The 14,261-nt window shown below is 67.6% G+C and carries 12 protein-coding genes and 1 pseudogene; 6 read left to right on the forward strand and 7 right to left on the reverse strand.

The features are described from left to right. Positions 1-417 precede the first annotated feature (417 nt). On the reverse strand, positions 418-1,407 hold the full coding sequence (locus ABZ863_RS27200) for an aldo/keto reductase (RefSeq protein ID WP_358541108.1): 990 nt from the start codon (positions 1,405-1,407) through the stop codon (positions 418-420). Next, on the reverse strand, positions 1,404-1,796 hold the full coding sequence (locus ABZ863_RS27205) for a MerR family transcriptional regulator (RefSeq protein WP_358541110.1): 393 nt from the start codon (positions 1,794-1,796) through the stop codon (positions 1,404-1,406). The genes ABZ863_RS27200 and ABZ863_RS27205 overlap by 4 nt, the downstream gene beginning before the upstream one ends. 94 nt (positions 1,797-1,890) lie before the next feature. On the opposite strand from ABZ863_RS27205, the gene ABZ863_RS27210 reads away from it, so the two are divergent. Beyond that, positions 1,891-2,481 (forward strand): WHG domain-containing protein, encoded by a 591-nt coding sequence (locus ABZ863_RS27210; protein WP_358541113.1) that lies wholly within the window; start codon positions 1,891-1,893, stop codon positions 2,479-2,481. Here ABZ863_RS27210 and upp read toward each other — a convergent pair whose 3' ends face one another. Next, entirely contained in the window at positions 2,482-3,105 is a 624-nt protein-coding gene (gene upp, locus ABZ863_RS27215) for a uracil phosphoribosyltransferase (protein ID WP_358541116.1), read from the reverse strand. It abuts the gene before it with no gap. An 82-nt stretch (positions 3,106-3,187) separates the two neighbouring features. Here upp and ABZ863_RS27220 point away from each other — a divergent pair, with 82 nt between their 5' ends. From ABZ863_RS27220 to ABZ863_RS27235, 4 genes are read left to right on the forward strand one after another with little or no spacing between them, the layout of a single operon-like run. Continuing rightward, on the forward strand, positions 3,188-3,844 hold the full coding sequence (locus ABZ863_RS27220; RefSeq protein ID WP_358541119.1) for a DUF1707 domain-containing protein: 657 nt from the start codon (positions 3,188-3,190) through the stop codon (positions 3,842-3,844). Between the two features lie 55 nt (positions 3,845-3,899). Further along, positions 3,900-4,853 carry a deoxyribose-phosphate aldolase gene (deoC, locus tag ABZ863_RS27225; protein ID WP_358541122.1) on the forward strand — a complete coding sequence of 318 codons (954 nt, stop codon included), beginning with the start codon at positions 3,900-3,902 and terminating at the stop codon, positions 4,851-4,853. Then, positions 4,853-6,286, forward strand: coding sequence for an aldehyde dehydrogenase family protein (locus ABZ863_RS27230; protein ID WP_358541125.1), 1,434 nt, complete (start codon positions 4,853-4,855; stop codon positions 6,284-6,286). Before deoC ends, ABZ863_RS27230 begins: the two co-directional genes overlap by 1 nt. After that, positions 6,279-7,148 (forward strand): aldehyde dehydrogenase family protein, encoded by an 870-nt coding sequence (locus tag ABZ863_RS27235; RefSeq protein ID WP_358541127.1) that lies wholly within the window; start codon positions 6,279-6,281, stop codon positions 7,146-7,148. Before ABZ863_RS27230 ends, ABZ863_RS27235 begins: the two co-directional genes overlap by 8 nt. Before the next feature lie 8 nt (positions 7,149-7,156). On the opposite strand, the gene ABZ863_RS27240 is transcribed toward ABZ863_RS27235, so the two are convergent. Then, the gene (locus ABZ863_RS27240) at positions 7,157-8,428 is read right to left on the reverse strand and encodes a YeeE/YedE family protein (RefSeq protein WP_358541129.1); all 1,272 of its coding nucleotides are present in this window, start codon (positions 8,426-8,428) and stop codon (positions 7,157-7,159) included. Positions 8,429-8,520: 92 nt separating this feature from the next. Further along, complete coding sequence (locus ABZ863_RS27245) at positions 8,521-11,031, reverse strand: DUF3516 domain-containing protein (RefSeq protein ID WP_358541131.1); 2,511 nt, start codon at positions 11,029-11,031, stop codon at positions 8,521-8,523. A 142-nt stretch (positions 11,032-11,173) separates the two neighbouring features. On the opposite strand from ABZ863_RS27245, the gene ABZ863_RS27250 reads away from it, so the two are divergent. Then, positions 11,174-12,436 carry a primosomal protein gene (locus tag ABZ863_RS27250; protein WP_358541134.1) on the forward strand — a complete coding sequence of 421 codons (1,263 nt, stop codon included), beginning with the start codon at positions 11,174-11,176 and terminating at the stop codon, positions 12,434-12,436. Positions 12,437-12,625: 189 nt separating this feature from the next. Here the strand turns inward: ABZ863_RS27250 and ABZ863_RS27255 are convergent. Both ABZ863_RS27255 and ABZ863_RS27260 read right to left on the reverse strand, forming a co-directional pair. After that, a pseudogene (locus tag ABZ863_RS27255) lies at positions 12,626-13,048 on the reverse strand (MFS transporter); the annotation flags it as partial. 89 nt (positions 13,049-13,137) lie between these two features. Next, positions 13,138-14,229, reverse strand: a complete 1,092-nt coding sequence (locus ABZ863_RS27260) for an adenosine deaminase (protein WP_358541136.1) — start codon at positions 14,227-14,229, stop codon at positions 13,138-13,140. Positions 14,230-14,261 lie beyond the last annotated feature (32 nt).

The raw sequence follows: 14,261 nt of genomic DNA on the forward strand, positions 1-14,261 counted from the left end.
ACGCCGCCAGCGTTCGTCCTGAGCCAGGATCAAACTCTCCAACAATGCTGAAAAGTCGATCGACTCAAACAGTCAATCTCAAAGAAACCCACAAAGGGGCATAAAAACAAAGCTCTACTGGCTTAGTTCACTAGCACACTGTTGAGTTCTCAAACAACACGCAACCGGAGTTGCATCTTGGTCTTGTTTTGACCGGTCAGACCTTACTCCGCTCAAATCTTGCGATTCATTCGGGGGGGTCTGACTCAGCCAGCCTGGTACCCCGCTCCTTTGGGACTTTCGCCCCGCCGGCCCGGTCTCCCTGGCGACGAAGAGAAGATTACATGCCCGGAAAGACGGTCGAAACAGGGGGGTCACTTAAGTGCAAAACCGCAGCGTAGGGGCTTATTGAGGCAACTATGGCTCGCTTTCCGGCAGTCACCTGCCGATGCTGCGAGCGGCCTGCGCGGGATAGCGATCGCCGGCGACGGCGTCGGCCGGCACCGCCGACTCGATCGCGGCCAGGTCGGCTGCCGTCAGTTCGATGTCGAGTGCGGCGACGTTCTCCTCCAGGTACTTGCGGCGCTTCGTGCCGGGAATCGGTACGACGTCCTCGCCCCGGTGCAACACCCAGGCCAGTGCCAGCTGCCCTGCCGTGACGCCCTTGTCCGCCGCGACGGCCCGCAACGACTCCACGAGTGCGAGGTTGTGCTCCAGGTTGCCGTCGGCGAACCGTGGCTGCCGCTGTTGCCGGAAGTCGTCCTCGCCGAAGTCGGCTGCCGACGTGAACCGCCCCGTGAGGAAGCCGCGCCCGAGTGGCGAGTAGGCCACGATGCCGATGCCCAGCTCCCGGCACGTCGGCACGACCTCGTCCTCGATATCGCGTGACCACAGCGACCATTCGGTCTGGACCGCCGTGATCGGGTGGACCGCGTGCGCGCGCCGGATGCTCGCGGCGCCCGCCTCCGAGAGACCGAGGTAGCGGACCTTGCCCTGGCCGATGAGCTCAGCCATCGCCTGCACGGTCTCCTCAATGGGCACGTCCGGATCGACACGGTGCTGGTAGTAGAGGTCGATGGTGTCGACTCCGAGCCTGCGCAACGAGGCCTCGGCGGACTGGCGCACGTACTCCCGGTCGCCACGGACTCCGCGCGCGGCGGGATCGTTCTCATCGCGCACGATGCCGAACTTGGTCGCCAGCACCACCTGGTCGCGGCGGTCGGCGATCGCACGGGCGACGAGTTCCTCGTTGCGCCCGAAGCCGTACATGTCCGCGGTGTCGAGCAGGGTCACGCCGAGTTCGAGCGCCCGGTGGATGGTCGCGATCGACTCGGTGTCGTCGCCGACGCCGTAGAACTCGCTCATCCCCATACAGCCGAGCCCCTCGGCACTCACTTCTAGGTCACCGAGGTTTCTGGTCCGGCTCATGCGCTCGCCTCCTGCGGCAGAGTGGTAACACGCTGTTCGACGCGGTCGTAGTTGTCGATCTTGTAGTCGAGTACTTCGAGGCAGGTCTCCAGCTCAGCGATGCGCTCGGTGACCGCTTTGCGCTGTTCGACCAGGATGGCCTTGCGGCGCCCGGCGCCTGCCTGCCCCCGATGGCGCAACATCGCGTACTCCCGCATACGGCGGATCGGCATGCCGGTCGTCCGCAGCCTGGTGAGGAAGGAGAGCCACGTCAGGTCTTCCTCCGAGTACGCTCGGCGCCCCGCGGTGTCCCTCGCCGGTGGATCCAGAAGTCTGATGCGCTCGTAGTAGCGCAGCGTGTCGATCGATAACCCGCTACGTCGCGCAGCCTCCGCTATCGAGTAGCTCATGCGGTCGACGGTACGACCTGGAGTGCGCTCCAGGTCAACTCCGCGGTCGCAGGGTCCACCCGGTTTTGTAACAGTGTGCCGATAAGCTCGCGGGATGCCACGCCCGAAGACACACGACGGCGCGTTACGGCTGCGGCTACTCGAACGCGCCGGCGAGTTGCTCGCCGCGGAGGGCGCCAAGGCACTGAGCCTGCGCCGCCTTGCCGCCGACGTGCAGACGTCGACGACCGCGGTGTACTCGCTGTTCGGCAGCAAGCCGGATCTGGTCAACGCGCTCTACATCGAGGGGTTCCGCCGGTTCGACGCGCGGCTCCGGGCCGTGGTGCGTACCGGCGATCCCATCGAGGACCTCGTGCGGCTGGGCCTGGCGTACCGGGACACGGCACTGGCCGACCGCCACCTGTACTCGGTGATGTTCGCAAGCGCCGCACCCGGTTTCGAGCCGAAGGACGAGGCCAGCCAGGCCGCGATGAGCGCGCTGCGGCCGTTGTGGAACGTCGTCACCGACGGGATTTCCGCCGGAATGCTCGCCGACGTGCCCGCCGAGGTCATCGCGGTGAGCTGCTGGGGATGCGCACACGGGCTGGTCTCCCTCGAACTCAACGAGACCCTGCCGAGGGAGATCGACTTCTGCCGTGCCTACGAGAGCGCACTGCGCGCCAACGCCAACGGCTGGCGGCGGTAGCTACACCGCGCCGTACTGGCGATCGCCCGCATCACCGAGGCCGGGCACGATGAAGCCCGAGTCGTTCAGCCGATCGTCCACGCTCGCGGTCACGACCCGCACCGGCAGGCCGGAGTCCTCCAGGTGCTTGATGCCCTCCGGGGCGGCGAGCGCGCAGATCGCTGTCACGTCCGTCGCACCGCGGCCGGTCAGCCGCCGGATCGTGTACTCCATCGAACCGCCGGTGGCGAGCATCGGGTCGAGCACGAGAACCGGCCGGTCGGCCAGCGACTCCGGCAACGACTCCATGTACGGCGTCGGACGCAGCGTCTCCTCGTCACGCGCAAGGCCGACGAACCCCATCTGCGCGTCGGGGATGAGCTTGTGCGCCTGGTCGGCCATCCCGAGCCCGGCGCGGAGCACAGGCACCAGCAGTGGCGGGTCGGCCAGCCGGTAGCCGTCGGTGCGGGCGACTGGTGTGTGAATGCGCTCCGGTACCAGCGGCGCGCCACGCATGGCCTCATAGACCAGCATGACGGTGAGTTCCTGCAGTGCCGCACGGAATGCCGCACTGTCGGTGCGGGCATCGCGCATGGTGGACAGGCGGGCCCGCGCGAGGGGGTGTTCGACGACGAGAACGTCCATGGTCGGACACCCTAACCAGTCGGCGTCGCCGACTACGGCGTGACGCGAGACGGAACGCGCAAGACCTCGCTAGGGTGTATCCGTGACGGAACAGCCGGGCCAGCTAGATCCCAAGCAGCTGCGGGCATCCAATGCCGACCGCGAACGTATCGCCCAGCTGTTGCATGCCGCGATGGGCGAGGGCCGCATCACGCTGGCCGAGCTGGAGGAACGGCTCGACACGGTGTACCAGGCCAAGACCCTTGGTGAGCTGGAGCCGGTCATCGCCGACCTGCCCGGTGCCGTGGCGCCGCCCGCGGCACAACAACTGGCGGTGCCGCAGGCGAACCTGCCGGACACCCGGATCGGCGGCATGCCGGGCTCCACGACCTCGATCGCGATCATGTCCGGGGTCGACCGTAAAGGCAACTGGGTGGTCCCGCGGCAGCACAACAGCTTCGCGTTCTGGGGCGGTGTGGACATCGACCTGCGTCACGCACGCTTCGCCGAGAAGCACTCGACCATCACCGTGGTAGCGATCATGGGTGGGGTCGACATCACGGTGCCGGACGACATCCACGTCGAGGTCACGGGCATCGGGGTGATGGGCGTCTTCGAGACCAAGGACCGCAACGGCGCGGCGCCCGCCGACTCCGTACCGCCCGGCGCGCCGGTCGTGCGGATCAACGGCCTCGCGTTCTGGGGCGGTGTTGAGGTCCGCCGGGTCCCACGCGACAAGGCGAAGAAGCAAGTCGAATAGGACCGACCCCGTTCTGCGCCCGGTCGCCTGAAGACTGACGGTTACGCTCTTGCCCATGGCAACAGCTACCTTGCCGGCCGAGCTCACCGACGCCACCCGCGACGATGCGAGCCTGCGCCGGTTCCTGCACGGCCTGCCTGGGGTGGACCAGGTCGGCGTCGAGCAGCGGGCCGCGAGCCTCGGCACACGCAGCATCAAGAAGGCCGCGAAGCTCTGGGCGATCGACACCGCGATCTCCATGGTGGATCTGACCACGCTCGAGGGCGCAGACACCCGAGGGAAGGTGCGTGCGCTCGCCGCCAAGGCGCGCCGCCCCGATCCCGAACGGCCGGACACACCCCATGTCGCGGCCGTGTGCGTCTACCCCGACCTGGTCGCCACCGCCGTTGAGGCGCTGGCCGGGACGGACATCGACATCGCGAGCGTGGCAACGGCGTTCCCCTCGGGCCGGTCCAGCCGCGAGGTCAAGCTGGCCGACGTCGCGCTCGCCGTGTCCGCGGGGGCGACCGAGGTCGACATGGTGATCGACCGTGGAGCGTTTCTCGAAGGTCGCTACGGCCAGGTGTTCGACGAGATCCAAGCCGTCAAGGCCGCCTGCGGGAACACTCATCTCAAGGTCATTTTGGAGACGGGTGAGCTGGCCACCTACGACAATGTGCGGCGCGCCTCGTGGCTCGCACTGCTGGCCGGTGGTGACTTCATCAAGACCTCGACCGGCAAGGTCTCCCCCGCCGCGACCCTGCCTGTCACACACGTCATGCTGCAGACGGTGCGCGACTGGTTCACCTCGACCGGCGAGCTGCGCGGCGTGAAGCCCGCGGGCGGAATCCGCACCACCAAGGACGCGATCCGGTACCTGGTCGCCGTGCACGAGGTCGCCGGAGAAGAGTGGCTGACCCCGGCGCTGTTCCGGTTCGGTGCGTCCAGCCTGCTCAACGACCTGCTCCTGCAGCGGCGCACCCAGCTCGACGGCCACTACAGCGGCCCTGACTATCTGGCGGTGGACTGATGAGCCCGTGGGAGTACGCGCCCGCACCCGAGTCCCGCGACCTCGCGAACCTCAAACCCAGCTACCGGCCATTCATCGACGGCGAGTTCGTCGACGGCTCCGGCGAACCGCTCAAGACGATCAACCCGGCGACCGAGGAGGTGCTGGCGGAGGTCGGCACGGCCTCGGCGTCCGATGTGGACATCGCGGTGAAGGCAGCCCGGCGGGCATACGCGCGGGTCTGGCGGACGATGCCGGGCGCCGAGCGGGCCAAGTACCTTTTCCGGATCGCCCGGCTGATCCAGGAGCGGTCCCGTGAGCTGGCGGTGCTGGAGACGCTCGACAACGGCAAGCCGATCAAGGAGTCGCGGGACGCCGACGTACCCACCGCGGCAGCGCACTTCTTCTACCACGCCGGCTGGGCCGACAAGCTCGACTACGCCGGCTACGGGCCCGACCCGCAACCGCTGGGTGTCGCCGGGCAGATCATCCCGTGGAACTTCCCGCTGTTGATGCTGGCGTGGAAGGTCGCGCCAGCGCTGGCGACCGGCAACACGGTGGTGCTCAAGCCCGCCGAGACGACACCGCTGACGGCGCTGGTGTTCGCCGAGATCTGCCAGCAGGCGGACCTGCCGCCGGGGGTGGTCAACATCGTGCCCGGCGCGGGTGACATCGGCACCGCGATCGTCGAGCATCCGGATATCGACAAGATCGCCTTCACCGGCTCGACCGAGGTCGGCAGGCTCATCCAGCGCCAGGTGGCCGGCACGCCGAAGCGGCTCACGCTCGAACTCGGCGGCAAGGCGGCGAACATCGTGTTCGACGACGCCCCGCTGGACCAGGCCGTCGAGGGCATCGTCAACGGCATCTTCTACAACCAGGGGCACGTCTGCTGTGCGGGTTCCCGCCTGCTCGCCAGCGAGTCCGTTGTGGACGAACTACTGGAGAAGCTGCGGTATCGCATGTCGACGTTGCGGCTGGGCGACCCGCTCGACAAGAACACCGACATCGGCGCGATCAACTCCGCCGCGCAGCTGGCGAAGATCCGCGAGCTCGCCGACTCCGGCGACGCCGAGGGCGCGCAGCGCTGGACGAGCCCGTGCCGGATACCCGACCGCGGGTTCTTCTTCGCGCCGACGGTGTTCTCCCGTGTGGAGCAGTCGATGCGGATCGCACGCGAGGAGATCTTCGGCCCTGTGCTCTCGGTGCTGACCTTCCGCACGCCTGCCGAGGCCGTGACGAAAGCCAACAACACCCCTTACGGGCTCTCCGCGGGCGTGTGGACCGAGAAGGGTTCCCGGATCCTGTGGATGGCCGACCAGCTGCGTTCCGGCGTGGTGTGGGCCAACACGTTCAACCGCTTCGATCCCACCGCCCCGTTCGGCGGTTACCAGGAGTCGGGCTTCGGGCGCGAGGGCGGCCGGGCCGGGCTGGAGGGGTATCTCGATGTCTGACAACAGGATCGCCGTCGCCAAGACGTACAAGCTCTTCATCGGCGGGAAGTTCCCGCGCTCGGAATCCGGCCGCGTCTACCCGGTCACCGACGCCAAGGGCACGTTCCTCGCCAACGCCGCCCACGCTTCGCGCAAGGACGTCCGCGATGCCGTTGTGGCGGCACGCAAGGCGTTCCCCGGCTGGTCCGGTGCCACCGCCTACAACCGTGGCCAGGTGCTGTACCGCGTCGCCGAGCTACTGGAGGGCAGGCGCGAGCAGTTCGCCGCCGAGGTCGCCGCGACGGAAGGGATCAGCACGAAGAAGGCACTGTCCCTTGTGGACGTAGCCGTGGATCGGTGGGTCTGGTACGCAGGCTGGACGGACAAGATCGCGACCGTGCTCGGCGCCGCGAACCCGGTGGCGGGCCCGTACTTCTCGTTCACCGTTCCCGAGCCGACCGGGGTCGTCGGTGTGCTGGCGCCGCAGGAGTCGTCGCTACTCGGCCTGGTCAGCGTTGTGGCGCCGGTACTCGCGGCCGGTTGCACGGCGGTGGTGGTGAGCAGCGCCGAACGTCCACTGCCGGCGATCACGCTGTCCGAGGTACTCGCGACGTCGGACGTTCCGGCAGGTGTGGTGAACATCCTCACCGGACACGCGAGGGAGCTGGGCCCGTGGCTGGCCTCGCACGGTGACGTCAACGCGATCGATCCGATGGGTGCCGACGAGCCCGGCCGGGTCGAGATCGCACGCGGGGCGGCTGGAACGGTCAAGCGGGTGCTGCGTGTTGCGGGCGGTGAGCCGGACTGGACCCGCCGTCCCGATATCGCGCGCCTGCGCCGCTACCTGGAACCGAAGACCGTCTGGCACCCGATGGGTGTGTGAAAGCCCACTCAGCAGACGCTGTCGGTGGGCTTCGGTGTGCCGAGCCCGAACAGTGGGCGGAGCTTGAGGCCGACCCAGGTGCCGCCGAGCGCGAACAGGCCCCACAGCCAGCCGTGCAGGCTACCGGTCGAGATGCCGCCGAGGTAGGCACCGATGTTGCAGCCACCTGCCATGCGGGCACCGATGCCCATGAGAATCCCGCCGAGCACGGCGGCGAGTGCGGTGCGCCAGGGAATCTCGGCGCGGATCTTCCAGGTCCCGGCGGCGGAGGCCGCGATCGCGGCGCCCAGGATGATGCCGACGTTGGTCAGCGTCGTCTTGTCCGTCCACACCGGACCGTCGAGCGCCTGCGCGTTCCTGGTGGTCTGCCAGAACTCCCACGTCTCCGGGTGCAGCCCGAACAGCTGCAGCAACTTGGCACCCCACAGTGCGAACGAGAACGTCACGCCCCAGATACCGCCGGAGACCAGCACTACCGCGGCGGCCAGCACACCGAGGACCACGGCGCCGACGAGCAGCGGCCAAGAGCCGCGGAACACCCTGGCGAACCCGCGGGCGGTGGGCACCGTGTCGACCGGCGGCGGGGTACGTCGCGCCTGGACGACCCTGCTCAGCACCACGATGCCGAGCAGGACGGCGATCGTGATCGCCCACGAGCCCAGCCAGCCAACGTGGTCGGACAGCAGCAGACCGGGCACCTCCGGCCAGCCGTCGAACGCCGGGAAGGCCCACGTGTAGAACACCGAGCCGACGATGAAGCCACCCAGCGTCAGCACGATCGTCGACTGCCCGGCACCGACGGCGAACAAGGTGCCCGATGCGCACGCGCCACCGAGCTGCATACCGATCGCGAACACCGCCGCGCCGACGAACAGCGGCAGCCCGATCGACCCCGCCGTGAACTGCGGACTCGAGCCGAACAACCCCGCGCCGGTGACCGCGATCAGCGCGATCAGCGTCGCCGCGGTGCCGAGCAGCAGCGCATGCGCCCGCAGACCCGCGCCGTTACCGACCCCGACCAGCTGCCGCCAGGCGGAGGTGAACCCGAAACGGGAGTGGAACAGTGCCAGGCCAAGGAACAGGCCGATGATGAGCAGCGCGCCGAAACGCTGGCCGTGTACTGCCCAGACGTACCAGCTCAGGCCACCGGCGAGCAGTGCCGCGACCACGAGCGGAGCAATCCGGACGGGTTCCTCCGGCGCCGGCTGGGGCGCCGCACAGGATGTCGGTGACGTCAGCAGGAAGCTGCGCGCTGACCGACTGTCGGCCTTTGTGGACACGGACTCTCCCGGACGAGCGATTGTGGACAAATCCCCGTCAGGTTAGGTCAGCGTGAAGTTCCCGGCAGCTGATCTCATGGTGTGGACAGTCATTACAGCTGGTTGACGTCGGTGATGTGGACGACGGCGGCGCCGGTCTCGTCGGAAGCGGCGAGATCGACCTCGGCGCTGATGCCCCAGTCGCGATCGCCCGCTGGGTCGTCGAGGATCTGCCTGACCCGCCACACCTCGGGTTCCTGCTCGATCATCAGCAGTGCCGGGCCGCGGGCGTCCGGGCCGGTGCCGATCCCGTCGTATTCGGCGAAGTAGCCGTCGAGCGCGTCCTCCCACGCCTCGGCAGTCCAGCCGGAGCCGGCGTCGAGCTCGCCGAGCTCGCCATAGGCCCGCCGCGCGGCGAGCTCGACACGACGGAACAGCTCGTTGCGCACCAGCACCCGGAACGCCCGCTCGTTGCGCGTGACCGGCGGTGGCGTGTCCGGCACGCCATGGGGCCGATCCTCGTGTTCCTCGGGGTGGCGCAGCGCCTCCCATTCGTCGAGCAGGCTCGAGTCGACCTGCCGCACCAGCTCACCCAGCCACTCGATGAGGTCCTGCAGCGGCTCCGTCTTCGCGTCGTCGGGCACCGTACGCCGCAGCGCGTCGTAGGCATCGGCGAGGTAGCGCAGCAGCACGCCCTCGGACCGCGCCAAGCCGTAGAAGCCGATGTACTCCACGAAGTTCATCGCCCGCTCGTACATGTCCCGTACGACGGCCTTCGGCGAGAGCTCGTAGTCTGCGACCCAGGGATGCCCCTGCCGGTACCGGGAGTACGCCGCCTGTAGCAGCTCCTCCAGTGGCTTGGGATAGGTGACGTCCTCGAGCAATGTCATCCGCTCGTCGTACTCGATGCCCTCGGCCTTCATCGCGGCGATCGCCTCGTTGCGCGCCCTGAACTGCTGCTGGGCCAGCACCTGCTTCGGATTGTCCACCGTGGACTCCACAATGGACACCACGTCGAGCGCATAGGACGGCGACTCCGGATCCAGCAGCTCGATCGCGGCCAGCGCCAGCGGTGAGAGTGGCTGGTTGAGCGCGAAGTCGAACTGCAGGTCCACGGTGAGCCGCACGGTGCGACCCTGTTCGTCGGGTTCGCTGAGCTGTTCCACCACACCGGCCGCCAGCAGCGCGCGGTAGATCGCGATGGTGCGCAGGATGTGCTTGCGCTGCGCGGGCCGGTCCTCGTGGTTGTCCTCCAGCAGGTGCCGCATCGACGCGAAAGCGTTGCCAGGCCGGGAGATCACGTTCAGCAGCAGCGAGTGGCTCACGGCGAAGCTCGATGTGAGCGGCTCCGGCTCGGCGCCGACGAGCCGCTCGAACGTGCTCTCCGTCCAGTTGACGAAACCCTCGGGCGCCTTCTTGCGCACGATCTTGCGCTTCTTCTTCGGGTCGTCGCCTGCCTTCTCCAGCGCCTTCGCGTTCTCGATGACGTGATCGGGCGCCTCTACCACGACGTAGCCGTCGGTGTCGTACCCCGCACGGCCGGCGCGGCCCGCGATCTGATGGAACTCGCGCGCCTTGAGGTGCCGCTGCCGTACGCCGTCGAACTTCGTCAGCGCCGACAGCACCACGGTACGAATCGGCACGTTGATACCCACACCGAGCGTGTCCGTACCACAGATGACCTTCAGCAGACCGGCCTGCGCGAGCTGCTCGACCAGCCTGCGGTACTTCGGCAGCATGCCGGCGTGGTGCACGCCGATGCCGTGGCGCACCAGCCGCGACAGTGTCTTGCCGAACCCGGCGGAGAACCGGAAGGCGCCGATCGCCTCAGCGATCGCGTCCTTCTCCGCACGGCTGCTGACGTTGATGCTCATCAGCGCCTGCGCGCGCTCGACGGCGGCGGCCTGTGAGAAATGCACGACATAGACGGGAGCCTGGCCACCATGCAACAGCTCGGACACCGTTTCGTGCATGGGCGTCACCGCATAACGGAACGTCAGCGGAACCGGGCGCTGCGCCGATGTCACCACGGCTGTCTGCCGGCCGGTGCGGCGGGTGAGGTCCTTCTCGAAGAACGTGACGTCACCGAGTGTGGCGGACATCAGCACGAACTGTGCTCGCGGCAGCTCCAGCAGCGGAACCTGCCACGCCCAGCCGCGATCGGGTTCGGAATAGAAATGGAACTCGTCGGCCACGACCTGGCCGACGTCGGCGTCGGCACCGAACCGCAACGCGATGTTCGCCAGGATTTCCGCCGTGCAGCAAATGATCGGGGCATCGGCGTTGACACTCGAGTCGCCGGTCATCATCCCGACGTTGTCAGCGCCGAAGATCTCGATGAGCGAGAAGAACTTCTCCGACACCAGCGCCTTGATCGGCGCTGTGTAGAAGCTGCGCTTGCCCTGCGCGAGCGCCGTGAAATGCGCGCCCACCGCCACCAGGCTCTTTCCCGAACCGGTCGGCGTCGACAGGATGACGTTCGCCCCCGAGACGACCTCTATCAGCGCTTCCTCTTGTGCGGGGTACAACGTGAGGCCACGCTGGGTGGTCCAGGTGGCGAACGCATCGAAGAGCGCGTCGGGGTCCGCGTCGGCGGGTAGCTGGTCTGTCAGGAAGTCAGTCATCGTGTGTAGATCGTGTCATCCCGGCTCCGGCTCGACAGGGGCAATCGCGGCGCGTTGCCGGAACCCGTAGGCTTTCGGCGTATCGCATCCGGTCCGGCATAACATCGGGTCGGCACGCGCACAGGTGTTTCCGGAGGGCGGAATGGCACAGGATATCATCCCGATCGAGCTCGGGCTGCCACAAGGCGATCTGGTGACCCTGTGGGCGCCACGATGGCGAGAGGACGGCGAGGAGTGGGAGGCGTTCCTCGGCGATGAGGACGCGCTCTACGCGTTCCCCGATGCCGCGCATCTGGCGGCCTACGTCCGCACGGCGGAACAGCACGACCTGATCGACCATCCCGCCTGGGAGGCCGTTCCTGAGCTGAACGTTCCCGAGCTGATCCCGGACGACGACCACTCCTACGACCTGGTCGACGTTCCGCAGATGGTCGCCGAAGAGCCCGACTCGTGGACGTTGTCCGAACTGGCCGACATCGTCGGCATCGTGCGCTCGCTGGCCGATGTCTGTGAGCTCGAGGAGGTGCACGAGATCCTCGACAGCTGCGAGGGTTTCTCCCTGCTCGACCAAGGACAGCTGCCGTTCACCGGCCGCGAGGGCGCGCGGCTGTGGGACGACCTGTCGCGCACCGTGTCGGAGAAGTGGGACACCATCCTCGACACGATCGACGAGCTGGTCACCGTGCCCGAGGTCGACGCCGCGACCCTGGAGCAGACGGCCGAGGAGCTCGCCGCGTTCCACGAGGAGTCGGCGGCGGCCGAGGCCGGTGTGGACACCGAGGACGAGGACCTGGACACGGTCGACGCCGATACCGAGGAAGACGACGAGGACGAGGACGACGAGCCCGTCGGCTTCTGGGCCGAGGTCGGTATCGATCCCATCAAGATCGTGCTGTCCGAACAGGAGTACTACACGCTGCGGTGCTACCTCGACGACGAGCCGGTCTTCCTTGGCTCCGACGGGCGGATCGAGGCGTTCACCTCCCCCAAGGCACTCGCACGCAAGCTGGCCGACGGTGGCGAGCTCGCCAACACAGACCTCGCCGATGTGTCCACTTGGGACGAAGTGCTGACCAAGGCGACGGCAGGCGAGCTGGAGATCGTGGTCGACCCGGACAACACCTACGTGCTCACCGGGCTGGACTCCGACATCGCCGACGGTCCCGACGCGATCGACCCGACGCAGCTGGAGCTCGCGGTCGAACTGCTGACCGACACCGCCGACTGGGTCGGTGACGACAGCGTGGCCACCGCACTGTCGACCTCGGAAAGCCTGGGCTGGCTGGTGTCGTTCGTGCTGCGGCCGGACCCGACGCGCCTGACGCCGAGCGCCCCCTTCGACGCCGAGCAGAAGGCGTGGCGTGGCCTCGTCGACACCTTCGAGGACCGCCTGCACGTCAACTGAGTGCCTGTCCCCAAGGCCACCTTGGTTGCACTTGTCAAACACCGCGACGCGGAGCGTCTCCGTTTGGGTGGCGGTGGGAGACGGGTGGCCGCGACCAAGGTGGCCTTGGGTGCTTAAGGACGATCCTCGGCGGTTATCGGGGTCAGCCAGATGGCGAGCAGGGGGAACACAGCAACGAGGGCAAAGCCAGGCGAGCCCGCGCTCCCGCGCGCCGAACCAGCCGAGCACGACGCGGCCGCTGGCCGCGTTGACCGACGCCGTGCAGGCACCGGCCGCGACGAACAGGATGAACAGCGCAGTGAGCGAGTGCGTGCCGAGCCCGGCGGCGAGCAGGACCAGACCAGAGCCGCCGAGTCCGAGCGCCATGATCAGCCGCTCGCCATAGCGATCGGCGGCAGCGCCCCACGCGATCAGTGTGAGCAGCAGCCCAATACTCGGCGCTGCCACCACCGCACCGGCTTCACCCAATGTGAGGTTTTCGGCAGCCCTCATCGACGGGACGAGAAACGGGATCCCGTACAGGAAGGCACAGCTCGCGGTCTGCGCGCCGGGCCCGAGCCCGAGTATCAGCCAGCGCCGCGCACAGACGTCGGCATGCGCGGCCTGGTCCATTTGCCTCTCAATATCTGAGAAGCTGTTCTTACAATATGGACCTTGCTTCGCAAGGCTAACCAACGCAAGCGGTTTCCCGTTCGCCTGCGTCAGTCCAGCGCCGCGTACCAGGGCTTGATCACGTCATTGATCAGCTCGAGTCGATGATCGAAATCGACGAAGGCCGATTTCATCGCATTGATGGTGAACCACTGGACGTCGGACCAGTCGTAGCCGAACGCGTCCACGAGCGCGGCGAACTCCGACGAGACAGAGCAGCCGCTCATGAGCCGGTTGTCGGTGTTGACGGTGACCCGGAAGCGCAGCTTCGCGAGCAACCCGATGGGATGCTCACCAATCGAGGGCGCGGCGCCGGTTTGCACGTTGGACGACGGGCACACCTCCAGCGGGATGCGGCGGTCCCTGACATACGCGGCGAGCCGGCCGAGCTGGACCTCACCATCGGCGGAGGCCTTGATGTCGTCGGCGATCCGCACACCGTGCCCCAGCCGTTCGGCGCCACAGTGCTGAATCGCCTCCCAGATGGAGGCGAGCCCGAAAGCCTCGCCCGCGTGAATCGTGAAATGCGCATTGTTCACGCGCATGTATTCGAATGCGTCGAGATTCCGGGTGGGCGGGAAACCCGCTTCGGGTCCGGCGATATCGAACCCAACGACACCGGCATCGCGGTAGCGGACCGCGAGCTCGGCGATCTCCTGCGCCCTGGCGTGCTGGCGCATCGCACACAGCAGCGTGCCCGCCTGGATGCGACGCCCTTTCGCCGCGGCACGCTGCTCACCCTCCGTGAAACCCTCCTGCACAGCCTTGATCACCGCATCGAGTGACAACCCGCGCTCGACGAAAAGCTCAGGTGCGTAGCGGACTTCCGCGTACACAACGCCGTCGTCCGCGAGGTCCTCGACGCACTCCGCGGCGACCCTGGTCAGGGCCTCCTGCGTCTGCATCACGCCGCACGTGTGCGCGAACGTCTCGAGGTAGGACTCGAGCGAACCGGAGTTCGCCGCGGCCTGGAACCAGCGGCCCAGTTCGTCGACATCGTGGGTGGGTAAGCCCTGGTAGCCGGTGGTCTCGGCCAGTTCGACAACGGTGCGCGGGCGCAGCCCGCCGTCCAGATGGTCGTGGAGCAGCACCTTTGGGGCTTTCCGCAGCTCTTCCAGGGTGGGGAAGGTTCTCGTCGGCATGCGTCCGACCGTACCCGGGCGCCCTGGTGCCG

The organism is Saccharomonospora sp. NPDC046836, from assembly GCF_040645195.1.
GTDB lineage: Bacteria > Actinomycetota > Actinomycetes > Mycobacteriales > Pseudonocardiaceae > Prauserella_A.

Excerpts from the sequence above, each read along its gene's own strand:
- upp (WP_358541116.1), bottom strand. The coding sequence starts at position 3,105 with ATGGACGTTCTCGTCGTCGAACACCCCCTCGCGCGGGCCCGCCTGTCC.
- ABZ863_RS27205 (WP_358541110.1), bottom strand. The coding sequence starts at position 1,796 with ATGAGCTACTCGATAGCGGAGGCTGCGCGACGTAGCGGGTTATCGATC.
- ABZ863_RS27250 (WP_358541134.1), top strand. The coding sequence starts at position 11,174 with ATGGCACAGGATATCATCCCGATCGAGCTCGGGCTGCCACAAGGCGAT.
- ABZ863_RS27235 (WP_358541127.1), top strand. The coding sequence starts at position 6,279 with ATGTCTGACAACAGGATCGCCGTCGCCAAGACGTACAAGCTCTTCATC.
- ABZ863_RS27245 (WP_358541131.1), bottom strand. The coding sequence starts at position 11,031 with ATGACTGACTTCCTGACAGACCAGCTACCCGCCGACGCGGACCCCGAC.
- ABZ863_RS27210 (WP_358541113.1), top strand. The coding sequence starts at position 1,891 with ATGCCACGCCCGAAGACACACGACGGCGCGTTACGGCTGCGGCTACTC.
- ABZ863_RS27200 (WP_358541108.1), bottom strand. The coding sequence starts at position 1,407 with ATGAGCCGGACCAGAAACCTCGGTGACCTAGAAGTGAGTGCCGAGGGG.
- ABZ863_RS27230 (WP_358541125.1), top strand. The coding sequence starts at position 4,853 with ATGAGCCCGTGGGAGTACGCGCCCGCACCCGAGTCCCGCGACCTCGCG.
- ABZ863_RS27260 (WP_358541136.1), bottom strand. The coding sequence starts at position 14,229 with ATGCCGACGAGAACCTTCCCCACCCTGGAAGAGCTGCGGAAAGCCCCA.
- deoC (WP_358541122.1), top strand. The coding sequence starts at position 3,900 with ATGGCAACAGCTACCTTGCCGGCCGAGCTCACCGACGCCACCCGCGAC.